The organism is Ruegeria sp. CG11, from assembly GCF_056537245.1.
In genome coordinates this window covers 324863-348833 of the sequence record NZ_JBQFRE010000001.1, presented here as the reverse complement: position 1 = coordinate 348833, position 23971 = coordinate 324863, and the positions used below count along the sequence as shown (strand labels likewise).

The 23971-nt window shown below is 57.5% G+C and carries 21 protein-coding genes and 3 tRNA genes; 14 read left to right on the top strand and 10 right to left on the bottom strand.

From position 1 onward, the window contains the following. The first annotated feature begins 9 nt into the window (after positions 1–9). From ACR0KW_RS01745 to ACR0KW_RS01720, 6 genes are all read left to right on the top strand, one after another. Positions 10–1743 (top strand): sensor histidine kinase, encoded by a 1734-nt coding sequence (locus tag ACR0KW_RS01745; protein ID WP_480803463.1) that lies wholly within the window; start codon positions 10–12, stop codon positions 1741–1743. Then, positions 1740–2969: a sigma-54-dependent transcriptional regulator gene (locus tag ACR0KW_RS01740; RefSeq protein ID WP_480803462.1), complete on the top strand. Its 1230-nt coding sequence runs from the start codon at positions 1740–1742 to the stop codon at positions 2967–2969. The genes ACR0KW_RS01745 and ACR0KW_RS01740 overlap by 4 nt, the downstream gene beginning before the upstream one ends. Positions 2970–3339: 370 nt before the next feature. Next, positions 3340–4341 carry a DctP family TRAP transporter solute-binding subunit gene (locus ACR0KW_RS01735; RefSeq protein ID WP_217356176.1) on the top strand — a complete coding sequence of 334 codons (1002 nt, stop codon included), beginning with the start codon at positions 3340–3342 and terminating at the stop codon, positions 4339–4341. A gap of 112 nt (positions 4342–4453) precedes the next feature. Next, a complete protein-coding gene (locus ACR0KW_RS01730; RefSeq protein ID WP_480803461.1) occupies positions 4454–5131 on the top strand; it encodes a TRAP transporter small permease in 678 nt (225 codons plus the stop codon). Further along, positions 5131–6507, top strand: coding sequence for a TRAP transporter large permease (locus ACR0KW_RS01725; RefSeq protein ID WP_170324774.1), 1377 nt, complete (start codon positions 5131–5133; stop codon positions 6505–6507). Before ACR0KW_RS01730 ends, ACR0KW_RS01725 begins: the two co-directional genes overlap by 1 nt. A 161-nt stretch (positions 6508–6668) precedes the next feature. Further along, positions 6669–6980, top strand: coding sequence for a DMT family transporter (locus tag ACR0KW_RS01720; RefSeq protein WP_480803460.1), 312 nt, complete (start codon positions 6669–6671; stop codon positions 6978–6980). Positions 6981–7078: 98 nt separating this feature from the next. Here ACR0KW_RS01720 and ACR0KW_RS01715 read toward each other — a convergent pair whose 3' ends face one another. Together ACR0KW_RS01715 and tpiA are read right to left on the bottom strand one after the other, a co-directional pair. After that, on the bottom strand, positions 7079–7843 hold the full coding sequence (locus ACR0KW_RS01715) for an FkbM family methyltransferase (protein WP_480803459.1): 765 nt from the start codon (positions 7841–7843) through the stop codon (positions 7079–7081). A gap of 110 nt (positions 7844–7953) precedes the next feature. Then, a complete protein-coding gene (gene tpiA / locus ACR0KW_RS01710) occupies positions 7954–8703 on the bottom strand; it encodes a triose-phosphate isomerase (protein WP_480803458.1) in 750 nt (249 codons plus the stop codon). Between the two features lie 124 nt (positions 8704–8827). On the opposite strand from tpiA, the gene ACR0KW_RS01705 reads away from it, so the two are divergent. Further along, positions 8828–9739 carry an isopenicillin N synthase family dioxygenase gene (locus tag ACR0KW_RS01705; protein ID WP_480803457.1) on the top strand — a complete coding sequence of 304 codons (912 nt, stop codon included), beginning with the start codon at positions 8828–8830 and terminating at the stop codon, positions 9737–9739. On the opposite strand, the gene ACR0KW_RS01700 is transcribed toward ACR0KW_RS01705, so the two are convergent. Then, positions 9736–10101 carry a HesB/IscA family protein gene (locus tag ACR0KW_RS01700; protein ID WP_480803456.1) on the bottom strand — a complete coding sequence of 122 codons (366 nt, stop codon included), beginning with the start codon at positions 10099–10101 and terminating at the stop codon, positions 9736–9738. The two genes, ACR0KW_RS01705 and ACR0KW_RS01700, sit on opposite strands and share 4 nt — an antisense overlap. A gap of 180 nt (positions 10102–10281) precedes the next feature. Here ACR0KW_RS01700 and ACR0KW_RS01695 point away from each other — a divergent pair, with 180 nt between their 5' ends. Beyond that, the gene (locus ACR0KW_RS01695) at positions 10282–10608 is read left to right on the top strand and encodes a hypothetical protein (protein ID WP_480803455.1); all 327 of its coding nucleotides are present in this window, start codon (positions 10282–10284) and stop codon (positions 10606–10608) included. Between the two features lie 227 nt (positions 10609–10835). Here ACR0KW_RS01695 and ACR0KW_RS01690 read toward each other — a convergent pair whose 3' ends face one another. The 3 genes from ACR0KW_RS01690 to ACR0KW_RS01680 form a co-directional block, all read right to left on the bottom strand. Then, a complete protein-coding gene (locus tag ACR0KW_RS01690; RefSeq protein WP_170324781.1) occupies positions 10836–11198 on the bottom strand; it encodes an SUF system Fe-S cluster assembly protein in 363 nt (120 codons plus the stop codon). A 96-nt stretch (positions 11199–11294) separates the two neighbouring features. Next, positions 11295–11573 carry an NfeD family protein gene (locus ACR0KW_RS01685; RefSeq protein WP_480803454.1) on the bottom strand — a complete coding sequence of 93 codons (279 nt, stop codon included), beginning with the start codon at positions 11571–11573 and terminating at the stop codon, positions 11295–11297. Continuing rightward, entirely contained in the window at positions 11573–12463 is an 891-nt protein-coding gene (locus ACR0KW_RS01680) for an SPFH domain-containing protein (RefSeq protein WP_170325515.1), read from the bottom strand. The genes ACR0KW_RS01685 and ACR0KW_RS01680 overlap by 1 nt, the downstream gene beginning before the upstream one ends. Positions 12464–12647: 184 nt before the next feature. Here ACR0KW_RS01680 and ACR0KW_RS01675 point away from each other — a divergent pair, with 184 nt between their 5' ends. Next, entirely contained in the window at positions 12648–13559 is a 912-nt protein-coding gene (locus tag ACR0KW_RS01675) for a nucleoside hydrolase (RefSeq protein WP_480803453.1), read from the top strand. A 64-nt stretch (positions 13560–13623) separates the two neighbouring features. Next, the gene (tgt, locus tag ACR0KW_RS01670) at positions 13624–14754 is read left to right on the top strand and encodes a tRNA guanosine(34) transglycosylase Tgt (protein ID WP_480803452.1); all 1131 of its coding nucleotides are present in this window, start codon (positions 13624–13626) and stop codon (positions 14752–14754) included. Here tgt and ACR0KW_RS01665 read toward each other — a convergent pair. Then, on the bottom strand, positions 14751–15617 hold the full coding sequence (locus ACR0KW_RS01665; RefSeq protein WP_480803451.1) for a hypothetical protein: 867 nt from the start codon (positions 15615–15617) through the stop codon (positions 14751–14753). The two genes, tgt and ACR0KW_RS01665, sit on opposite strands and share 4 nt — an antisense overlap. Before the next feature lie 340 nt (positions 15618–15957). On the opposite strand from ACR0KW_RS01665, the gene lon reads away from it, so the two are divergent. After that, positions 15958–18366: an endopeptidase La gene (lon, locus tag ACR0KW_RS01660; RefSeq protein WP_480803450.1), complete on the top strand. Its 2409-nt coding sequence runs from the start codon at positions 15958–15960 to the stop codon at positions 18364–18366. A 51-nt stretch (positions 18367–18417) separates the two neighbouring features. Here lon and ACR0KW_RS01655 read toward each other — a convergent pair whose 3' ends face one another. Both ACR0KW_RS01655 and ACR0KW_RS01650 read right to left on the bottom strand, forming a co-directional pair. Beyond that, positions 18418–20004 carry an APC family permease gene (locus ACR0KW_RS01655; RefSeq protein WP_480803449.1) on the bottom strand — a complete coding sequence of 529 codons (1587 nt, stop codon included), beginning with the start codon at positions 20002–20004 and terminating at the stop codon, positions 18418–18420. Positions 20005–20115: 111 nt separating this feature from the next. Beyond that, positions 20116–20190: transfer RNA gene (locus tag ACR0KW_RS01650), tRNA-Val, on the bottom strand. Between the two features lie 181 nt (positions 20191–20371). Here ACR0KW_RS01650 and ACR0KW_RS01645 point away from each other — a divergent pair. From ACR0KW_RS01645 to uvrA, 3 genes are all read left to right on the top strand, one after another. Next, positions 20372–20448, top strand: a tRNA-Asp gene (locus tag ACR0KW_RS01645). 44 nt (positions 20449–20492) lie between these two features. Continuing rightward, positions 20493–20569 (top strand) — tRNA-Asp (locus ACR0KW_RS01640). A gap of 175 nt (positions 20570–20744) precedes the next feature. After that, entirely contained in the window at positions 20745–23603 is a 2859-nt protein-coding gene (gene uvrA, locus ACR0KW_RS01635; RefSeq protein ID WP_480803448.1) for an excinuclease ABC subunit UvrA, read from the top strand. A gap of 11 nt (positions 23604–23614) precedes the next feature. Here uvrA and ACR0KW_RS01630 read toward each other — a convergent pair whose 3' ends face one another. Beyond that, on the bottom strand, positions 23615–23944 hold the full coding sequence (locus ACR0KW_RS01630) for a hypothetical protein (protein WP_480803447.1): 330 nt from the start codon (positions 23942–23944) through the stop codon (positions 23615–23617). Positions 23945–23971: the final 27 nt, after the last annotated feature.

The window sequence follows — 23971 nt, the reverse complement described above, 5'->3', positions numbered from 1 at the left end:
CCCTATACCATGCAACGGGTTTGGGTGATCCTGGGATTTCTGTGTGCCGTCGGGCTGTTGTCCGCCGGAGTGTGGTCTTATGGCTATCGGCAGGCGCTGTCGCAGCTGAGCGAAAAAGCCGGGGCTGACCTTGAACTGGCCGCCGACCGGCTGAGCACGCAGATGCAGGTTTATCAGGAATTGGCTGTGTTGATGGCAAATCATCCCGCCCTGCGAGCGATTGAAACCCCAGCGCAGCAACAGGCGGCCCGCGCGATCCTGTTGGACGTGGCGGACAAGACCGCGGCCGTGAACATGATGTACCTGGACCGAGCCGGTCAGGTCCTGGTTTCGGCGCAGCCTGTTGAGCAGGTCAACATGGCCGATCACCCCGCTTTCCAGCGGGCGCTGCAGGGGGCATTGGGCAACGCGCATGGTGTCCTGCCAATCAGCGGTAGCCGCATCTATTCCTATGCGGCCCCGGCCTTTGACGATTCGGGCCGGGTCGAAGGCGCGCTGATGGTCGTGGCTGACGTGCAGGATGTGGAACAGACCTGGCGAGGCAGCACCGAGGCGGTTTTTTTTATAGATGGCGACGGGGTGGTCTTTATCTCGAACCGGTCTGATCTGTTGTTCTGGCACCGCGCTGACGGGCAGCAGGGGCTGACACCGCCAGAGGGAGGCGAGGTCGATTTCGCCTCGACCCGGGTCGGGCCGCATGAGTTGTGGAGGCTTAACTGGGGCCGCTACCTGCCCAGCCGCGCGTTGCACCTGATGCTTGATCTGCCGGTGATCGACATGACGGCCGAGGTGCTGGTTGACGTCGCCCCCGCGCGGCGTCTGGCCGGGTTGCAGGCGGCAACAGTTGCGGCGATCTGTCTAGCCTTCGGTGCGTTGCTGTTTCTGGCGACGGAACGCAGACGAACTCTGGCCGAAGCCAACGCGGTTCTGGAAAGCCGCGTAGCGCAGCGTACCCGTGCCCTGACCGCTGCCAACACCGCCCTGCGTCGCGAGGTGCATGAACGGCAAGAGGCGGAGACTGCGTTGAAGCACGCGCAGGAGGAGCTTATTCAGGCCGGTAAACTCAGCGCCCTAGGGCAGATGTCGGCGGGTATCAGCCACGAACTGAATCAACCCCTGATGGCGATCCGGCAATTTGCCGACAACGGGGCGGCCTTCCTGTCGCGGGGGCGCGAGGAGAAAGCCGCCGAGAACCTGACGCGCATCTCCGACATGGCCGCCCGGATGGCGCGGATCATCAAGAACCTGCGCGCCTTTGCCCGCAATGAAAGTGAGCCGATGGGCAAGGTCGATCTGGTGCAAGTGATCGACACGGCCGTGGAACTGACCGAGGCACGGCTGCGTGCCGAAGGGGTGACGATGGACTGGCAACCGCCCGACAACCCGGTCTTTGCGTGGGGCGGTGAGGTGCGGCTGGTTCAGGTCTTTGTGAACCTGATCAACAACGCCGCAGACGCGATGAGCCAGCAGGAGGAGCGCCTTATCCGCATCGTGATCAACAACGGAAGAAAGTTGGCCGTGACAGTGCGCGATATTGGTCCCGGCATTGAAAACACCGAAAAATTGTTCGAACCCTTCTACACAACCAAGGCGGTGGGTTCGTCCGAGGGGATGGGGTTGGGCCTTTCGATCTCGTACGGTCTGGTTCAGAGTTTCGGGGGGAATATTCGCGGTACCAACGCCCCGACCGGTGCGATGTTCACCGTTGAACTTGAGTATTACCGGGAAGATGAGGTGGCATGATCCGCAAGGTTTTATTGGTCGATGATGACGCCGCTGTGCGCGAAGCTCTGGCGCAGACGCTGGAACTGGCTGATTACATTCCGGTCACGGCGGGATCGTTCGTGGCTGCCAAGGATCATATTCGCGCTGATTTCCCAGGCGTGATCGTGTCGGATATCCGGATGCCGGGGCGGGATGGGTTTCATTTGTTGACCTACGCGTATGAGGTTGATTCGGACCTGCCGGTCATCCTACTGACGGGTGAAGGCGATATCCCGATGGCCGTCCGTGCCATGGGGCAGGGGGCGTTCGACTTTCTGGAAAAGCCCTGCGCCGCCGCCGATCTGTTGGACGTTCTGGGCAAGGCTTTTGTTGCACGTGCTCAGGTTCTGGAACAGCGCGCGTTGAAATACGAGTTGGAACGTGGAGATCCCGCTGCGCGCCTGCTGTTCGGCCTGTCGCCACAGGCCGAAGCTTTGAGAGAGCGTGCGCGGACAGTTGCCCTAACAGGGGCGGAAGTTTTGGTCACCGGCCCCGCGGGCAGCGGAATCTCAAAGGTGGCCGAAGTTGTACACCTGATGTCGCCGCAGGCGCAGGGTCCGTTTGTGAAACGGCCCTCGTCCGGTTTGACACCCGACGCGCTGGTTCAGGTCTGCGAGGATGCGGCCGGAGGGTCGTTGTTCCTGGATGAGATCTCGGCAATGCCCGAGGCGACGCAATACGCCGCGCTGGAAGCGGTCGAGCAGGGCATTGGTGCGCGCATTCTGGCGGGCACAACGGCTGATCTGGCTGCGCTGTCAGCAGAGGGGCGGTTTCATGCGGATCTGTTCTATCGGATGGACGTGATGCGGGTGCGCATACCCTCGCTGGCCGAGCGGCCCGAGGATATTCCGGTGATTTTTCGACACTATGTGGCACAGGCGGCCGAACAGGCCGGTATCCCGGAGCCCGAGATCTCGTCCGAGCATCTGGCGTCGCTGATGGCCAGTGATTGGCCGGGCAATGCTCGGTCGCTGATGTCCGCCGCCATGCGGTTTGTGCTGGGAATGCCGGAAGAAGTTGCGCAGGCCACTGATCTGGGGTTGAGCGAGCAGATGGCGCGGGTGGAACGCTCATTGCTGATCGCGGCGTTGGGGCGGCACAACGGCAAGGCCTCGGACGCGGCAAAGGCGCTGAAACTGCCGCGCAAGACATTCTATGACAAGTTGGCCCGGTATCAGATTCGCCCCGAAGATTATCGCAGGTGATCCGAACCGCTCCCGCCCCCTTTGACCGCATATTCATGCGGTTAAAGGCGTTGGGCCAGGCAGCCCGCTGAGGCGGGCTGCGGGTGTGCGAGATGTAAACTGTGTGATTCTGACGAATTGATTCGGGAAGAGTGCGGAATCCCGCACAACAGGGGTCGGGCTTGTGCGAAATTTCGCACAGCGTGCTTTGAGAGGAGAAGCGGGACTCTGGAATGCTCCTTTTAATCCGCTGTTTTAATGCAAGAAATTCTGTGGTTGCGCGATTTGAAACAAAACGTTGAGCCAAAACTCCTGATTCGCTTCACTTCGCTCATACGGTGCCAAACCGGCGCCAATTGGACGAATGAGTAAGTCTGGGAGGAAAAGACTGATGAAATTCCTAACAACGGCCGCAACGGCAGTTGCACTGACCGTAACCGCAACCGCAGGCATGGCAGCCTGTGAGGACGGCGAGATCGTCGTAAAGTTCGCGCATGTGACGAACTCGGACAAGCACCCCAAGGGCATCGCGGCATCACTGCTGGAGCAGCGCGTGAATGACGAGATGAACGGTGTGATGTGCATTGAGGTCTATCCGAACTCCACGCTGTACAACGACGACAAGGTGTTGGAGGCGATGTTGCAAGGCGACGTGCAGCTGGCCGCGCCCTCGCTGTCGAAATTCGAGAAGTTCACCAAACAGTTCCGTCTGTTCGACCTACCGTTCATGTTCAAGAACATCGATGCCGTGGATGCGTTCCAGGCTTCGGCCGACGGTCAGGCGATGAAGGACAGCATGCAGCGTCGTGGTCTGCAGGGGTTGGCCTTCTGGCACAATGGCATGAAGCAGATGTCCGCGAACAAACCTCTGGAGGCCCCGTCCGATGCGGAGGGCCTGAAGTTCCGCGTGCAGTCCTCGGACGTGCTGGTTGCGCAGATGGAAGCCATTGGTGGCAGCCCGCAGAAGATGGCCTTTTCGGAAGTGTACGGCGCGCTGCAACAGGGCGTTGTGGACGGGCAGGAGAACACCTGGTCGAACATCTACGGCAAAAAGTTCTTTGAGGTTCAGGACGGCATTACCGAGACCAACCACGGCATCATTGACTATCTGGTCGTGACGTCGGTTGACTGGCTGGACAGCCTGGATCCGGAAGTCCGTGACCAGTTCCTGACCATTCTTGCCGAAGTGACCGAAACCCGGAACAAGGAAGCCTTTGCGGTAAACGAAGCGGCCAAGGCCTCGATCACCGATGCGGGTGGAATCATTCGTGAGCTGAACCCCGAACAGCGCCAAGCCTGGGTTGATGCGATGAAACCGGTTTGGGACAAGTTCGCCGACGACGTGGGTCAGGACAAGATCGACGCCGCTCAGGCAATCAACGCCGGGTTCTGATCCCGGTTCAGGCCGCGCGTCAGGGACTGGGGAGTTATCGACGCGCAGGCCGGGCGGGCCGTGAATGGCCCGCCCCAAACACTCTCATCACAAAAAATGCGGGGACAGAAAGATGTCTGGTGCGAAACCCGGCCAAGGCGGGCTGGTCGACCATATCGAAGAAACCCTGATCGCGTTGTTGCTGGGCCTGATGACGGCCGTGACTTTTGCCAATGTGATCGCGCGGTTCGTATTCAATTCCAATATCCTGTGGGCGCTTGAGCTGACGGTGTTCACCTTCGGGTGGCTTGTGCTGTTGGGCGCGTCTTATGCGGTGAAGAAGCACGCGCATCTGGGTGTGGATGCCATCCTGAACATGCTGGCCCCGGCGCCGCGCCGGGTTTTGGCGCTGATCGCTGTTGGCTGCTGTCTGGTGTTCTCGCTGCTGATGCTCAAAGGGGCATATGATTACTGGGCCGTGTTTGCCGACCTGCCGCCCACTTCGGGCCGCTGGTTCCCGACCGGGTTCAATTTCGATGCCCGCAGTCAGAGTTTCTACGAGGTTGACGACATCCCCATGGTCGCGCCGCTGCGGTTCCTTGAAGACATGATCAATTACGGCGAGTCGTACGAGAAACTGCCCAAGGTTGTTCCTTATTTCATACTGCCGCTGTCGATGCTGCTGCTGGTGATCCGCTTTGCGCAGGTCGCCGTGCAGATATGGCGCGGTGAGACCGACCGTATCGTCGCCAGCCACGAAGTCGAGGACGAGATCGAAGAGGTCCGGGCTCAGCAAGGAGAGCATGACTGATGGACGTAGTACTTCTTTTCTCGATGGTCATTGGCCTACTGCTGATCGGGGTTCCGATTGCGGTGGCTCTGGGCCTCAGTTCGACCCTGTTCCTGCTGATCTATTCCGACAGTTCATTGGCCTCGGTCGCGGGCACGCTGTTCGAAGCGTTCGAGGGGCACTTTACCCTGCTGGCGATCCCGTTCTTCATTCTGGCTTCGTCCTTTATGACCACCGGCGGCGTGGCGCGGCGGATCATCCGGTTTTCGATTGCCTGTGTGGGGCATCTGCCGGGCGGTCTGGCGATTGCGGGTGTCTTTGCCTGTATGCTGTTCGCGGCGCTGTCCGGGTCGTCTCCGGCGACTGTGGTGGCCATCGGCTCGATCGTCATCGCGGGGATGCGTCAGGTTGGCTATTCCAAGGAATTCGCCGCTGGTGTGATCTGTAACGCCGGTACGCTGGGCATCCTGATCCCGCCGTCGATCGTGATGGTTGTCTATGCCGCAGCTGTTGAGGTTTCGGTTGGGCGCATGTTCCTGGCGGGGGTCATTCCGGGCCTGATGGCGGGTTTGATGCTGATGATCACCATCTATGTCATGGCCAAGGTCAAGAACCTGCCGAAAGGCGAATGGAAAGGCTGGGGCGAAGTCTTCACCTCGGCGCGCGAGGCCGGTTGGGGCCTGTTCCTGATCGTGATCATTCTGGGCGGTATCTATGGCGGTATCTTCACCCCGACCGAGGCCGCTGCGGTGGCTGCCGTCTATGCCTTCTTCATCGCCAGCTTTGTCTACAAGGACATGGGGCCGCTGAGCACCGAGGACGGAGAGAAGAATCTGCCGCTGATGAAGAAGCCCTATGCGCTGCTGACGGCGTTCTTCCACCCGGACACCAAGCACACGCTGTTCGAGGCCGGCAAGCTGACCGTCACGCTGCTGTTCGTGATCGCCAACGCGCTGATCCTCAAGCACGTGCTGACGGATGAGCAGGTCCCGCAGCATATCGCCAACGCGATGCTGTCCGCAGGCCTGGGGCCGGTGACCTTCCTGATCGTGGTGAACGTGATCCTGCTGATCGGTGGGCAATTCATGGAGCCCTCGGGACTGCTGGTGATCGTGGCGCCGCTGGTGTTCCCGATTGCGATCGAACTGGGCATCGACCCGATCCATCTGGGCATCATCATGGTGGTCAACATGGAGATCGGGATGATCACGCCTCCGGTCGGTCTGAACCTGTTCGTGACTTCGGGCGTGGCCGGGATGCCGATGATGAAGGTCGTAAAGGCGGCGCTGCCGTTCCTGGCCGTGCTGTTCGTCTTCCTGATCATGGTGACATATATCCCGTGGATATCGACCTTCCTGCCCAACACCTTCATGGGGCCGGAAATCGTGACCAACTAGCGAAGATCGCTTTTGTTAAAGGCCGGGCAGCGCGATCTGCCCGGCCTTTTTCTTTGCGGACTACTTGAAGATACGCCGTGCAGTCCCACATCGAGGTCAGAGGACGACCTCCCCATAACGGGTGATCATTCGGGACGACCCGAACAAGAATGAGGTGTCCTTTGGCTTGGATCTATCTGTTATTCGCTGGCCTGCTTGAAATCGTGTGGGCGGTTGCCATGAAGCAATCGGCCGGCTTCACCCGATTGTGGCCAACCGCCATTATGGGCGTGTCCATGATCGGCTCGTTCGGGTTGCTGGCGCTCGCGATGCGCGCGTTGCCTCTTGGAACAGCCTACGTCATCTGGACCGGTATCGGCGCAGTTGGTGCGTTTCTGGTCGGCGTGATGTTTCTGGGCGAAGCATTGACCCCTTTGCGCGTCTTTGCCGCTATTCTGATCGTGTCCGGTCTGATTGCCATGAAGATGGCGTGATACCCCTAGGGCGTGCAAAATGTTGACGGCGTGTCTCAAAGATCATCTGAAAAACAGGTGCACCTCCGGGCGACCGCTCTGAATAGAGAATAGCGTATCTATTTCTTCTTCCGAAACAAGCGGGACAGCCGTCGCTTGACCCTTTTGGAAGGTTTGCCGCGTGGCGCTTTATAGTTATGCCACTTGTCGATGGAAAAACCGTTTTGGGGGAGATCAATGTAGTCCGCCGGGGCGAACTTGGGGTTAATGAAAATTAGGTCCACCTGCCATAGAAAGCCGTCGTAGTAGCAGAAGTCGACAATATCCAAGAGCTCGAAACCGGCTGCCTTGACCAACTTTGCCCGCTCGATAAGCCTGTGACGCGGAGCTTCAATGATCAGAACCGAGCAGTTCTTAAGCGCTTTCTGCGCGCCCTCCAGGATCATTTCTTCCGCACCGTCGACATCGATTTTCAGAAGATACGGGGCGGGTGGGTTCTGGTTGGCCACAAATGTATCGAGTTTCAGCGTCGGCACGCTACGCAGAGACTCGGTCGCTGCTCCGGCCTCGGTAAAATTGGCATGTGTCACTTTCTCATCGTCCTTGACGGACGAGACCCTAAGTTCAGCCGTCCCGTCCGCGTTTGAAACGGCAACATTCACCAGATCGTAGTCGATACCCTTTTTCTGATAGTTTTTCCTGATGGTCGTAAAATGATCCTCAATGGGTTCAAACAGATAGTGCTTTTTGTCTGGAAAAGCGCTCATCAACTCGAACGTCCCGGTATGAATACCGATATCGAGAATACACTCGATTGGAAATCCGGCATCACAGATTTGACGAAGGGTGGAATCCTTGCTCGGCCGGCGCAGATTGCTTTTCATATCCTCTCCTCGAGACGTCGTAATTTCGTTTTTGGCGGCGTGGGTTTGAAGATGGAGCGCGCGACTTCAACAGGTTCTTTACCCGCCAAATGAAAACAGATCAGAGGCGCTCAGGCTTTTTCCAATGCCTCGACAATGCCAGAAAAGTCCGCGGCCTTCAGGCTGGCACCACCGACCAGCGCGCCATCCACGTTTGAAACGCCAAAGATTTCGGTCGCGTTGGATGGTTTGACCGAACCGCCGTAAAGCAGGCGGACAGAACGCCCAACGCCTTCACCGAAACGCCGTTCCAGGCGGACGCGGATAAAGTCGTGAACCTCTCCGATTTCGTTCAGCGTGGGAACCTTGCCGGTGCCAATGGCCCAGATTGGTTCATAGGCGACGATCAGGTTCTCTCCGGTCGACTGGTCGGGGATCGAGCCCGACATCTGGCCGCCGATGATCTCCAGAGTATTGGCGGCCTCGCGCTGTTCCAGGCTTTCGCCAACGCAGATAATCGCCTTCAGCCCGGCATCCATGGCCGCGCGGGCTTTGGCGCGAACGTCTTCGTTCTGTTCGTCGTGATCCTCGCGGCGCTCAGAATGGCCCAGAATGACCGTGTTTGCACCGGCATCCACCAGCATGTCTGCGCTTATATCGCCGGTATGCGCGCCCGACGTCGCAGCGTGGCAATCCTGCCCGCCGACGGTGATTCCTGTTCCCCGCACGGCTTCTGCCGCGCGATGCAACAACGTGGCGGGCGGGCAGATCAGTACGTCTACGGTCGGAGAGGGGAATGCACGGGTCAGTGCCTCCAATTCGCTCAGCGCTGCCGTCGTTCCGTTCATTTTCCAATTGCCAGCCGCCAGCTTACGCCGCATGTCCCAATCTCCCTTAAGTATCGGTGTTCTGGAAACCGGATAGCACCGCCAGTCCGGACTGACAATTCCGGTTGCAGAGCGAACCGCAAAACGGCAGTGTCCGCGCGCAGAATGGAGCGGGCCTATGATCGACAACATTGATCTGACAAAACTGAACCAACGCGACCCGGCCGAGCTTGGCAAGCTGTTGCGCGCTGTGCGTGAGGTGGGGTTCCTAACTGTCTCGAATACCGGGCTGGACGGCAACCGCGTGCGACAGGTTCTGGGCGCGTACCGTGCATTTTTTCACCTGCCGGAGGCCGAGAAGAAACGGGTCGATATGGCGCTGACCGGGTCCAATCGGGGCTGGGGCGCGTCACGGTCCGAGCAGGTTGACCCGGAGGCGAACCCCGATTTCAAAGAAGTGTTCGATTGCGGCTATGAACTGCCTGCGAACAGCCCATATGCCAACGCGAAGCTTGGCGTGTATGCGCCCAACCAGTGGCCGGATCATCCGCCCGCGTTCAAGCAAACGATCCAGACCTACTACACGGATGCCTGCGCGGTTGCGATGCGCGTTCTGCGGGCGATCGCCGTGGCGTTGGGGCGCGCGGAAAACAGTTTTGACACTGCGTTTGATACGCCGATGGCGTTGCTGCGCGGCAATTACTATCCCCAACGCCCGGACTGGGCCGGAGATCGCGACTTTGGCATCGGTGCCCACACGGATTACGGCTGTCTGACCTTGCTGGCCACCGACGGCACCTCGGGGCTTGAGGTGCAAATGCCGGATCGTAGCTGGGCAAAGGTAAAGGCCGCGCCCGGAACCTTTATCATCAATTTCGGTGAAATGCTGGAGTTCTGGACGGCGGGGCAGGTCAAGGCCACCCTGCATCGGGTGGTTGGCGGCGCGCAGGAGCGTCTGTCGGTGCCGCTGTTTTTCAACCCGTCCTATGACACAAACGTGGCACCGCCGAACTCAGGTCAGACCATTCGGGCCGGTGAGCATTTGACCCGCCGGTTCAATGAGACCTACGTCCATCTTCAGGCATCTTAGGATTGGGGTGTCAGCCCCTCGTCGAACTTGATCGACTCGCCGCACCCGCAGGCATCGACGACGTTCGGGTTGCGGAACTTGAAACCAGCCTCAAGCAGCGAAACCTCATAGTCGATCTCGGTCCCGAACAGGAACATCTGCGCCATCGGAGCAATCATGACTCGCGCGCCGTCCTGTTCTACGACCTCATCATTCGCGTCGGCCTGATCGACATAGTCCATGGTGTATTCCATGCCGGCGCAACCGCCTTTCTTGACGCCTATGCGCAGGCCAGCATGACCACCTGATTTCATCAGGAGGACGATCTGCTCTGCCGCTTTGGGCGTCATGGTCACGGCCTGTTTGCCGGGAATGCCGAACATTGTGATCTCCGTTGTCGCGCGTAGCATTCAATTTAGTGCTGACAGGGCAATGGCTCAAGACATAGCAGGGCTGCTTACCTAACTTTTCTGCCGTCGGGGGGATGACGCTTGCCTTTTGAAATCAGGTGACCTTAGCTGAGCCCAAGGGTTTTCAGATGGTTTGAGATAAGGTGAGATGAAATGGCTGCATATAAAGTTGTTTGTAAAAACATGGTATTGGCGTCAATTCTTGCGGTAACCGCAGGTGGGGCCTTGGCTGATACAGCGCAAAAAACACATCCGGTCAGTTGTGCCACCGCCGAAGGTGATTTGCGCGCGATTGCAGCCGAGAAAAAGCACGCGCAGGATCAACAGCTTGAAAGTGTGGCTGCTCTTACGCCAGCCGGTGCGTTGTTGGGTTTGGTTACGGGCACCGAAAACAAGAGGTTGTCCATGCTGTCCGGCGATTATGTCAAAGCGTTGGATGAAAGAGCTGCTGAGATCAAATCCACGTGCGGGGTGCAGTAATCCGTTTAATGGGATGAAAAAGACCGCTCTCGGGCAAGAGCGGTCTCTTATTCTGGTCGCTAGGCCGGATTAAGCGGGGGGACAATTGCCTGTCTCGGCCTGCGTTGTGCGCTCAACGGGATGCGAGCATCAACACGCCGGGACTATTCTTAAGTTAAGTAACGGTTTTTCGACGGTCCGGTGACAGAAAAATAAATCTTTTGCGACAAAGACTTATTTTGTCCGGCTTACATGAAGCCAAGTTCCAGCCGCGCTTCGTCCGACATCATCTCCATGCCCCAGGGCGGTTCCCATGTCAGTTCGACGTCAACTTCCTTGACGCCCGCGACGGGTTCGATCGCTTCGACGATCCAGCCGGGCATGTCTCCAGCGACCGGACAGCCGGGCGCGGTCAGTGTCATGATGACTTTCACCGCGTTTTCCTGTGTGATGTCGATCGTGTAGATCAAACCCAGGTCGTAGATATTCACCGGGATTTCCGGGTCAAAAACCGTGCGGCAGGCCTCTACCACAGCGTCGTAAAGGGGATGCTCAATGGACGAAGGCGCAATCAGCGGCGTGCCTTCCAATTGTTCACTCGGATGAGTCATTCGTGCCTCGGGTCTGGTTCCTGAGCAATTATATAGGGAAAGCCTGTGGCAGCGTCCAGAGGTGCAATGACGCCCCCTAAGGGGCGCCCGCAGATCTTAGTCGTTAATGTCGTGCCGGAAGATTTTCACCTGACCATGCGGCAGGGAGTATACACGCCGCAGTACCAGCCACGCGATCAGGGACAATACCGCGAAAATCAGCAGCAAAACTGGCAGCGAGGGAGCCATCCCCGGAATAATCAGCAGCAATCCCGTGATGGCCGCCCCGATGGCAAAACCCAGAAAGATAAATCCGGGCAGAACTGTCTCGAGGATCCCAAGCGCCAGCGCAGCGGCCAGCCAGATCCACCAGGTCAACCAGAAGGGATCGGCCATTATTTTCCTCCTCTCAGCATCTTGAAGGCATCGCCAAAGGCCTCAAGCGCGTTGGCGGGCACAACAATGGTTTGCGAGCCATTTCCTTTTCCCAACGCATTCAGCGACTCCACCTGTTTCAGGGCAACCTGATACTGCGCGGCCTCGATGCCATTGTCCTGAATGGCCTTGGCGACCACGCCGGTTGCATAAGCTTCGGCCTCGGCCTGAATGCGGCGGGCTTTTGCGGTTTGCTCGGCGGCATACAGCTCGGCATCGGCGTTCAGTTCAACGGCACGTTTCTGGCCCTCGGCCTCGGTCACTTGCGCGCGGCGGGCGCGTTCGGCGTTCAGTTGTTGCAGCATCGCGTCGCGGGTCGCCTGATCCAGGTTCACGTCCAGAATCTCGGCGCGCGTCACTTCGATCCCCCAGTCATCCACGGCGGTTTCGACGCTTTCCTGAATGCGGGTGATCAGCTGCGCACGGTTCGACTGGACCTCATCCAAGTCCATTTTACCGATTTCTGCACGAACGATACCAGCCACGGTTGTTGCAATCGCGCCGTCTACGTCACGAATACGATACACCGTCTTTTCCGGTTCGAGAATGCGGTAAAACACCGAGGTGTCGATTTGAACCAGAACGTTGTCCTTAGTGATCGCGTCCTGCGTTGCATTCGGCAACTGGCGTTCAAGAATGGATATCTTGTGGCGGGCAACGTCGAGAAAAGGCACAATAAAGTTGATGCCCGGGCCAAGAACCGAGTGCAGACGTCCGAACCGTTCAACCACGTATTTCTCGGATTGCGGAACAATTTTGATGCCTTTGAAAATGACAACGACGATCAGGACCGCCGCCAGCACGTAAATGATGTTCGACGTCAACAGACCAACGATCTGGTCTTCGTTCATGCCTATCATATCTGTCCTCTTTTATTGTGTACTATAGTATACATGTAGGGATTGAATCGCCCGATTTCAACTCTGGTATGGGGTGAACAGGCGTGGATTCAAATCTATGAAGTTGTGCTTGCAGCGTGGAATTTTCCAATTGTGACCGCTTTGCATCCCACCGTGATTGCGGTATCGGGCAGGGATGAAACTGATCATCGACACTGACCCCGGCATCGACGATGCGATGGCGATTGCCTATGCCGCTGCCGCGCCCGAAATTGACCTAATTGGCCTGACCACGGTGTTCGGCAATACTCATGTGCATCAGTCCAGCCGCAATGCCCGGTTTTTGCTGAATAAACTTAGGCTGGACGCACCGGTGGCTGAGGGTGCCTCATTCGCGCTAGGTCAGAACCATCACGCGCCGTCCGAGCACGTGCATGGCCCGGAAGGCTTTGGAGATATTACTGAAATTCCCGATATCGGTGCAAACCACGATATGTCGGCGGCCGAGTTTCTGGTTGATACAGCGCGTCGCCATAAGGGCGAATTGGTCGTCTGTGCGGTTGGCCCGCTGACTAATATCGCTTTGGCGATGCAGCTGGACCCGGAGTTTTCGCTCAATATCAGCCGGTTGGTTGTCATGGGTGGCGCTGTCTTTTGCTCCGGCAATGTGAACCCTCATGCCGAAGCCAACATCTATCACGACGCCCGGGCCGCAGATATCGTCTTTGCCACACCGCCGGAAACCGTTCTGGTGGGGTTGGATGTGACGCTAAAAACTCTCTACGAAACTGCCGATTTCGAAGCGCTGGCTGAACGATCCAGGGATATGGGCGGGTTTCTGCGCGATATCTCCAGGTTCTATCTGAATTTCTACAAAGAGGTCGGCGGGCTGGAAGGGTGCGGCCTGCACGATTCGACTGCAGTGATTGCCTGTACGCATGAGCCGATGTTCGAAATGGTCGAAACCGGCCTGAGTGTGGTGACCGAAGGGCCAGAGATTGGCGCCACCCGTCCCGATCCGTCGCGGCCTGCGGTCCGCGTGTGCCGGGATGTGGACGGGGCAGGGGTCGTGCACCTGTTTACCGAACGCGTCGCGTCACTGCCCTGACGGGTTGCAATGGCCTGACAGATCGGGCACATCCCACCCGGTTCAGCGACCCCGAGGCAACCCCATGACCGAGCGTTTTTCTTTTGACCTGAAAGCCACCGATGGCAAGGCCAGAACCGGTGTGATCAACACGCCGCGCGGCGAGGTGCGGACACCAGCCTTCATGCCAGTAGGCACGGCGGCGACGGTCAAGGCGATGATGCCCGAAAGCGTGCGTGCAACCGGAGCAGATATCCTGCTGGGCAACACCTATCACCTGATGCTGCGCCCCACGGCTGAACGCATTGACCGGTTAGGTGGCTTGCACAAGTTTATGAATTGGGAGCGACCGATCCTCACGGACTCGGGTGGGTTTCAGGTCATGTCGCTGGCCGGACTGCGTAAGCTGACCGAAAAGGGTGTGACGTTCAAATCTCATGTGGACGGCTCCAAGCATGAACTGACGCCGGAACGGTCGATGGAGATTCAACGGCTGTTAGGCTCTGACATTGTCATGTGTTTCGACGAATGCCCGGCCTTGCCTGCGGAGCGGGATCGCATCGCCGAGTCGATGCGCCTGTCGATGCGGTGGGCCGAGCGGTCGCGTGAGGCATTCGGGGACCGTCCAGGCCACGCGCTGTTCGGCATCATGCAGGGCGGGCTGGAGAAGGATCTGCGGGAGGAAAGCGCAGAGGCGCTTAAGCAGATCGGATTCGAAGGCTATGCGGTCGGTGGTCTGGCCGTGGGCGAGGGGCAGGAGGCCATGTTCGACTGCCTCGACTACGCCCCCGATTTCCTGCCGGTCGACAGGCCGCGATATCTGATGGGGGTGGGTAAGCCCGACGACATCGTTGGCGCCGTCGCGCGCGGTATCGACATGATGGATTGCGTGCTGCCCTCACGCTCGGGTCGCACCGGGCAGGTGTTCACCCGGTATGGAGTCGTGAACATCAAAAATGCCCGCCATGCCGATGATCCGCGCCCGCTGGACAAGCACTGCACATGTCCGGCCTGTTCAAACTATTCCCGCGCGTATCTGCACCATGTGTTCCGGTCCAATGAGATGATTTCGGGGATGCTGCTGACATGGCACAATCTGCATTATTTTCAGGAAATTATGCAGGGTATGCGCGACGCTATCGCGGCGGGTACGTTCGCGGCTTGGCAGGCCGAGTTCCACGCGCAGCGGGCGCAGGGCGATATCGAACCAATCTAGTTGCGTAACATTTGTCGCCCTTGAAGCGAGCCGTCGCGTCTTCCGGCAAAGCGGCGTTTCATACTGTGTACAGTGTCTCGAAAGTCGTTGGTCAAATACAGAAAAAGCCGCTTTCCAATTGGCACATCAACCAGTTGGCGTGAGTATTCTACTTGGCACTTTTTCCCATTCGGCGTGATCTTGACCTCAACTTTCTGATTTGGGTCCGAACAGCCTGGCAGAGACAGGGTACTGAAGCGAAACTCTGAAAAGGGTTGTGCGCATTCGACAAAAACTTCCTGCGTCATGTTCTCAAGGTCCCCGCGTCGAGGGAGTGTCATGACAAAACTGGCTTTGCTGCCAGTAGGCGGCGGAAGAAACTGTGTGTTCGGCCAATAGTATCGGTCTGGATTTTCGGGGTTCGGGAAGAATGCGTTCCAGATATCCTCGGGTTCTCCAGTTAAGTAGAAAGTCTTTGTGTACTTTTTCATGTCCTTTTTCATAATTCCACCGAACCATGAACCATACACTGCGAGATAAGTTAGAATGCTAAGAGCGCCCAACGCTATGCAATCTACCCATCCGGGAATAGTATTTGTTGGTAAAAAGGCGCGCATTGGGGTGAAGACCAGCATCAACACAATCAATGACACCAGCCAAATCTCCACCAACGGAAGCATAAAAGTCGCGAGGACGGAGAACAGAACGATTGGAGTGCCAACACAGATGACCACCGCAATGAAGTAAGCAACCGGAGCCAGAGGGCCTCGAACATCCTCCGGCCACTCACCGTATCCAAGTAAGATGGCAAGGCAGAAGAAAACGGTAAACAGGATGCTGCACAGAACGAAACGGCGGTATTGGAGTATTACTCGGGTCAGCATAATGAACTCGTTTGGAATGTGGGATCGGCAAGGCCAGCAACTAAAGGTTGATCGAGGATCGGGCATGGCGGTTTTGTGTTCAGATTTTGGCAGTCTGCTGATTTGACGTGAAACTTTTGGGTATGAGAAGTGATCTCGAATTGATTTTCGTGAAATTTGCAAAGGCATGCTGATTGTCGCCTTGCCCTCGTCCAACACAACAGTCATTCTGAACCGTGATACACGACGGTAAGGTTGAAAAAGGGCGATGAGGCCCCACCTATATCGTCCAAGACAGGAGATGGCCGAGCGTTGCCTTATTCAGGGACCGGAGCCATCTTGCCAACGATAAGGATTGAGCATGCAAGAGCCCCTTAATTCCTCATACCCCGTACTTCCGCTGCGCGATATTGTGGTGTTCCCGCATATGATCGTGCCGCTGTTCGTGGGTCGGGAAAAATCCGTCCGCGCACTGGAAGAAGTGATGCAGGACGACAAGCAGATTTTGCTGTCCAGCCAGATTGATCCGGGCGATGACGACCCGGTCCAAGACGGAATTTACCGCTCGGGCGTTCTGGCCAACGTTTTGCAATTGCTGAAGCTGCCCGATGGCACCGTTAAGGTGCTGGTCGAAGGTCAGGCGCGCGTGCAGATCACCGAATTTCTTGAAAACGAAGAATTTTTCGAAGCCCGTGCCGAATATCTGACCGAAATCCCGGGCGATGTCACCACGACCGAAGCGCTGCTGCGCACCGTCGCGGATGAGTTCGAGCGTTACGCCAAAGTGCGCAAGAACATCCCCGAAGAAGCGCTGACCGCTGTGGGTGAAACCGCCGAGCCCGCAAAGTTGGCTGACCTTGTGTCCGGCCATCTGGGCATTGAGGTCGAGCAAAAGCAGGAACTGCTGGAGACACTCAGCGTCAGTGAACGGCTTGAGAAGGTCTATGGCCTGATGCAGGGCGAAATGTCGGTTCTGCAGGTCGAGAAAAAGATCAAGACTCGCGTCAAAACCCAGATGGAGAAGACCCAGCGCGAGTACTACCTGAATGAGCAGATGAAGGCCATTCAGAAGGAGCTGGGCGATGGTGAGGACGGCAGCAATGAAGTCGCCGAGCTGGAAGCCAAGATCAATGAAACCAAGCTGTCGAATGAGGCTCGTGAAAAGGCCGAGGGCGAGCTGAAAAAGCTGCGCAACATGAGCCCAATGTCGGCTGAGGCCACCGTCGTGCGCAACTATCTGGACTGGATCCTGTCTCTGCCGTGGGGCACAAAATCCCGCGTCAAAAAGGATCTCGGCCGAGCACAAGACATTCTGGATGCCGATCACTATGGCCTTGAGAAGGTCAAGGAACGGATCGTTGAATATCTGGCGGTTCAGCAGCGTTCGAAAAAGCTGAAAGGCCCGATCCTGTGCCTTGTTGGCCCGCCGGGTGTGGGTAAGACCTCGCTGGGTAAATCCGTTGCTAAGGCCACGGGGCGGGAGTTCATTCGCATCTCGCTGGGTGGTGTGCGCGACGAATCCGAGATCAGGGGCCACCGTCGGACCTATATCGGTTCGATGCCCGGCAAGATCATCCAGGCGCTGAAAAAGGCGAAAACTACGAACCCGCTCATCCTGTTGGACGAGATCGACAAGATGGGGCAGGATTTCCGTGGTGATCCGGCTTCGGCGATGCTGGAAGTGTTGGACCCGGAGCAAAACAGCACGTTCATGGATCACTATCTTGAGGTCGAATATGACCTGTCCAACGTGATGTTCCTGACCACGTCGAACAGCTACAACATGCCTGGGCCTCTGCTGGACCGGATGGAGATCATCCCGCTGGCCGGGTACACCGAAGAGGAAAAGAGCGAGATCGCCAAACAGCACCTGATCAGCAAGCAGGTCAAAAATCATGGTCTGAAAGCCAAGGAATTTGAACTGACCGATGAAGCGCTGCAGAAGATCATCCGCACATATACCCGGGAGGCGGGTGTTCGGAATCTGGAGCGCGAGATCGCCAAGGTTGCGCGGAAATCGCTGACCAAGATCATCAAGAAAGAGGCTGAAGAGGTCACTGTGACGCCGGACAATCTGGATGACTTCTTGGGCGTGCCCAAATTCCGTTACGGTCTGGCTGAACAGGACGATCAGGTAGGTGTTGTCACCGGTCTGGCGTGGACTTCCGTGGGTGGCGACCTTCTGCACATCGAGGCGCTGAAACTGCCCGGTAAAGGGCGGATGAAGACCACCGGTAAGCTGGGCGACGTGATGAAGGAATCCATCGACGCCGCCTCGTCCTATGTGCGGTCGATTTCGCCTCAGATCGGGGTGAAGCCGCCGAAGTTCGACACGTTGGATATCCACGTCCACGTTCCGGATGGGGCGACGCCCAAGGACGGCCCGAGTGCCGGTCTGGCGATGGTTACCTCGATCGTGTCGGTGCTGACCGGTATTCCAGTGCGCAAGGATATCGCGATGACCGGTGAGGTTTCGCTGCGCGGCAACGCGATGCCGATCGGCGGTTTGAAAGAGAAACTGCTGGCGGCCCTGCGTGGTGGCATTAAAACCGTCCTGATCCCGGAAGAGAACGAAAAGGATCTGGCTGAGATTCCGGACAATGTGAAGGAAGGGTTGAAAATCATCCCGGTCAAGCACGTTTCGGAAGTTCTGGAGCAAGCGCTGGTGCGCAAGCCCGAACCGATCGAATGGGATGAAGCAGCAGAAGAAGCCGCAGCAGCGGCTGCCGCTTCGGCCAAATCTGCGGACGCGTCAGCTACTGCACACTAGAAGTTGCGCAAAATGAAACCGGGAAGAGGCAGAGCATTGCTCTGCCTTTTTTCATAGCCCTATGACGGGTCGTCTGGGATCAAGTATTTCTTCTTCCGCGATGTATTTCATGAATTTTTCGTCCGACAGCGCCGAGCGTATTGCCAGCACGAAGATGATCGCGGAAAATAAAATGCACAGTAGAATGTCCCACCCAAATGGGATCTGTTTCAAAGACCCCGTGCCGAATTGCCCCAGAAATGAGATCAATCCAAGTCCCGCAAAATAAGGCATCAGCCAAACGGCTTCGGTCAGATCCATTTCGTCCAATCGCCCGCGGAACCGGATGAGTAGAAGAATCTTCCCAACGATCAGAGCGATACCAAGGCGCCAGACGGTGTCCCATCCGCTCCAATAGACGATCAACGTTGCAATGGCGAAGGCCGTCAGTGCCACAAGACGCACCGCTGGAATGCGGATCGACCGGGGCTGGTCCGGCAACAGATCTCTTAGGCAGACCACGGCAATTGGCCCTACGGCGAAGGACAAGACGATGGCCGCCCCGTTCAGTGCAATGACGGTGGTAAAGGGGACAGTCAGCAAGAAAAGTGTTCCGACCAGAAAATTCAAAGCCAGGGCCCAGACCGGAACCCCGAACGAAGACAAGATTTGCAGTCGCTTCGGCAGAAAACCGTTCTGAGACAGGGCGAGGGAAATCCGGGCATTCGATCCCGTCGCGACCAAACCGTTGCCAAAGGGGCCGACGACAGAACCAACATTCAGCAAGCTGAGAAACCAGACCAATCCAACAGACATGATTACCGCGTCCAGGGGACCTTCGCCGCCAAAACTCAATTGCGACCAGCCATTGGCCAGCAAGGCGGGGTCTAGCGCGCCGATGAAGGCCACCTGTAGGCCCAGGTAAATTGCGGCGCAGAGGATGATCGACAAGACCAGAGCTGCGGGAATCGCGAATTTCGGATTTCGCACTTCGCCTGCCATATCAACCACATGGCGGAAACCTATGAACGAGAAAATGACGCCTCCGGTCGAAACGGCAGCCATGATTCCCTGCAATCCATAAGGGGCAAACCCATCCGGATGTGTAAAATTGTCAGCTTTAAAGCGATTGGCGATCAGCAAAACAGACAGAACCACCGGAATGGCAATCTTGGCCCATGTCAGCGCGGCATTGACCTGTGTAAAAAATTTGACGCCAAGCGCATTGACGGCAACGAATAGCAGCATGAACACGAGTGCAACAAAGACGCCGGCTCCGGTCAGGTCGCCGGTATCTGCAGCGTGCAGCCAGGGGGCGTAGGGGGCCAGATACTTCAGCATCGCCTCCACTTCGATGGGGGCGGTGGTATTGTAACCGATCCAAGCTGTCCAACCCATGGCCATCGATACGATATTGCCATGCGAAAATTGCGGAACTCGAGCGATTCCGCCGGGAATGGGCAGCATAGCCGAAATTTCCGCGAATGTGAAAGCCAAGATGAACATCGCACCTGCGCCGATCAGCCACGAGACGATGGCCGCAGGCCCGGCGTGCTGAACCGCCAGAAGTGGGCCGAACAACCAGCCTGAGCCGATGATTCCTCCAACCGAAATGAAGGTCAGCCCGATCAACCCGATATCCCGCCTTAGCTCTGCCATGATGACCTCAGACTTTGCATTCGGCTCACGGTTTGGCCGATAAAGTACGATAGTCACCGGGATCTCGCGCTGGCAAGCCCCTCAATTTCAAGCGTAATCTGCAAATGTGAATGGTGGGTGATAAGAGATTTGAACTCCTGACATCTTCGATGTGAACGAAGCGCTCTACCACTGAGCTAATCACCCATGAGGCGGGGTGATATCGCGCCTGATCAACGGCTGCAAGGGAAATTGACCCGGTCGCGGGGTCGAAAATCCGGCTTGCGAACAAAATTCTGGAATCTGGCAAAAAACTTGAAAACGCCGCTTGACGCTGCCCGAGCGTAGCCATAATACACCCCAACGTTCAGTAACGAACGGGTAGCGGGCGGTTGTAGCTCAGTTGGTTAGAGTACCGGCCTGTCACGCCGGGGGTCGCGGGTTCGAGCCCCGTCAACCGCGCCATCGCTGCCAACCTTGGTCCAGGATAAAGGCCACGAAATAGATGCGCGGTTGTAGCTCAGTTGGTTAGAGTACCGGCCTGTCACGCCGGGGGTCGCGGGTTCGAGCCCCGTCAACCGCGCCATTTCCTTCCGTTACCGATAAAATTTCCACCCCTTCACGGGGGATAATTTGTTTCAGGGTTTTGATGTCAGGAGATGTCGGCAGTAATCCGATAGTTCACACTTTGTTCTAACTTTTTTGTTGGAGACTCGGTGTGGCTCGCCTATTTCTAGGACACTTGTGTGTTGGGGGCCAAAATGGCTGAGCTGAAGAATATCGAGGTGCGCGGCGCGCGCGAGCATAACCTCAAAGGCATCGACGTCGATATCCCGCGGGATCAGCTGGTGGTGATCACCGGGCTGTCTGGCTCGGGCAAGTCCTCGTTGGCGTTCGATACGATATATGCCGAAGGCCAGCGCCGGTATGTCGAAAGCTTGTCGGCCTATGCGCGTCAGTTTCTTGATATGATGGAAAAGCCCGATGTGGATCACATCAGCGGCTTGTCCCCGGCGATTTCGATCGAACAGAAAACCACCTCGAAGAATCCCCGCTCGACCGTCGGCACTGTCACCGAGATCTATGACTATCTGCGCCTGCTGTTTGCCCGTGCCGGTACGCCTTACAGCCCTGCCACTGGTCAGCCGATTGAGGCGCAGCAGGTGCAGGACATGGTCGACCGTATCATGACGATGGAGGAAGGCACGCGCGGCTATCTTCTGGCGCCCATCGTGCGCGACCGGAAGGGGGAATACAAAAAGGAATTCCTCGAACTGCGTAAACAGGGCTTTCAGCGTGTGAAAGTGGATGGCGAGTTCTACGAGCTCGATGAGCCGCCCACGCTGGACAAGAAGTTCCGCCACGATATCGATGTCGTGGTCGACCGACTGGTTGTGCGCGAGGGGATGGAAACGCGTCTGGCAGATAGCCTGCGGACCGCTCTGGATCTGGCAGACGGAATCGCGATTCTGGAGACCGCACCGCGCGAGGGTGATCCTGAGCGGATTACCTTCAGCGAGAATTTTGCCTGCCCGGTCAGCGGTTTCACCATCCCCGAGATCGAACCGCGCCTGTTTTCGTTCAACGCGCCGTTCGGGGCCTGTCCGGACTGCGATGGGCTGGGCGTTGAGCTGTTCTTTGACGAACGGCTGGTGGTGCCGGACCAGACATTGAAACTCTATGACGGTGCCTTGGCCCCGTGGCGCAAGGGCAAGTCGCCCTATTTCCTGCAAACCATCGAGGCCATCGCGCGCCATTACGAGTTTGACAAGAACACGCCGTGGAAAGACCTGCCGCCAAAGGTGCAACAAGTCTTTCTGCGTGGATCCGGCGATGAGGAAATCCAGTTCCGCTATGACGAAGGTGGCCGGGTGTATCAGGTCACCCGCAGCTTTGAGGGCGTGATTCCCAATATGGAACGGCGCTATCGCGAAACTGATAGCGCCTGGATTCGGGAAGAGTTCGAGCGCTACCAGAACAACCGCCCGTGTGGTTCCTGCGAAGGGTATCGCTTGCGCCCCGAGGCTCTGGCGGTCAAGATCGCCGGGCTGCATGTGGGGCAGCTGGTCCAGATGTCGATCAAACAGGCTCTGGCCTGGGTCGAAGACGCGCCGAACCACCTGAGTGTTCAGAAGAACGAAATCGCCCGGGCGATTCTAAAAGAGATTCGCGAGCGGTTGGGTTTCCTGAATAACGTGGGTTTGGAATACCTTACGCTGTCCCGTTCAAGTGGCACACTGTCCGGTGGCGAAAGCCAGCGTATCCGTCTGGCCAGCCAGATCGGTTCGGGTCTGACAGGGGTTCTGTATGTGCTGGACGAACCTTCGATTGGCTTGCACCAGCGGGACAATGACCGCCTTCTGGGTACCCTCAAGAACCTACGCGATCAGGGCAATACCGTGATTGTGGTCGAACATGATGAGGAAGCCATCCGCGAGGCGGATTACGTCTTCGATATCGGTCCCGGAGCCGGCGTGCATGGCGGGCAGGTGGTCAGCAAAGGCACGCCTGAACAGATCGCGGCCGACGCGGCCTCTATGACGGGTCAGTATCTGGCCGGTACGCGAGAGATTCCGGTCCCATCGAATCGACGTAAGGGGAACAAGAAGAAGGTCTCGGTGGTCAAAGCGACCGGGAACAACCTGAAGAAGGTCACTGCCGACTTTCCGTTGGGAAAATTTGTTTGCGTGACTGGTGTATCGGGAGGCGGTAAGTCGACCCTGACGATTGAAACGCTGTTCAAGACAGCCTCAATGCGGTTGAACGGTGCGCGACAGACCCCGGCGCCGTGTGAGACGATCAAAGGGTTGGAGCATCTGGACAAGGTTATCGATATTGACCAGCGCCCGATCGGACGGACTCCGCGTTCTAATCCAGCGACTTACACCGGGGCCTTCACCCCGATCCGCGACTGGTTCGCCGGTCTGCCCGAGGCCAAGGCGCGTGGCTACAAGCCCGGGCGGTTCAGCTTTAACGTCAAAGGTGGCCGGTGTGAGGCCTGTCAGGGTGACGGTGTCATCAAGATCGAGATGCACTTTCTGCCCGACGTCTACGTCACCTGCGAAACATGCAAGGGCGCGCGCTATAATCGCGAGACGCTTGAGATCAAGTTCAAGGGCAGGTCCATCGCCGATGTGCTTGATATGACTGTGGAAGATGCGCAGGAGTTCTTTAAGGCCGTCCCCTCGATCCGCGACAAGATGGATGCGCTGGCGCGGGTTGGGCTTGGCTATATCAAAGTCGGTCAGCAGGCGACCACTCTGTCTGGGGGGGAGGCGCAACGGGTCAAGCTGTCCAAGGAACTGTCCAAACGCTCAACCGGGCGGACACTTTATATACTGGACGAGCCGACCACCGGTCTGCATTTCGAAGACGTGCGTAAGCTGTTGGAAGTGCTGCACGAATTGGTGGATCAGGGAAACACTGTTGTTGTGATCGAACACAATCTAGACGTCGTGAAAACCGCCGATCATATCATCGACATCGGCCCCGAGGGCGGTGATGGCGGAGGTGAGATTGTGGCCACTGGAACGCCCGAGGTCGTGGCTACGGTCGAGCGCAGCCATACAGGCCGGTATCTGAAACAGATGCTGGATGGAACGCGGGTCGCGGCGGAATAGGGGGTTGATCCTCAGTTAAGGATATCAGCCACCGCGCCGATCAGGTTCAGCACTTTTCGCGTGTCCGGATCGACGCGATAGACATAGTCACCGGCACGGATATAGCTGCCGCGATTCAGCCCATAGCGGTACGGATCATTGATCCAGCGATAGTCGCTGTTGATGTAGTCACCCGTGCGATACAGGTTTTTGACCTGTCCCGGCGGCACGCAAGGCACGGCTTTCTTCGCCAGACCCGGCGGGCAGTGACCGGCCTTGCCTTTGCCATTCCCGGCCATGGCGATGCCAGAGCTGAGTGCAACTGCCAGAATTGCCGTCGAAATGGTCAAAACGCGCGACATCTTACATCCTTTCGCGTGAAAACTGTG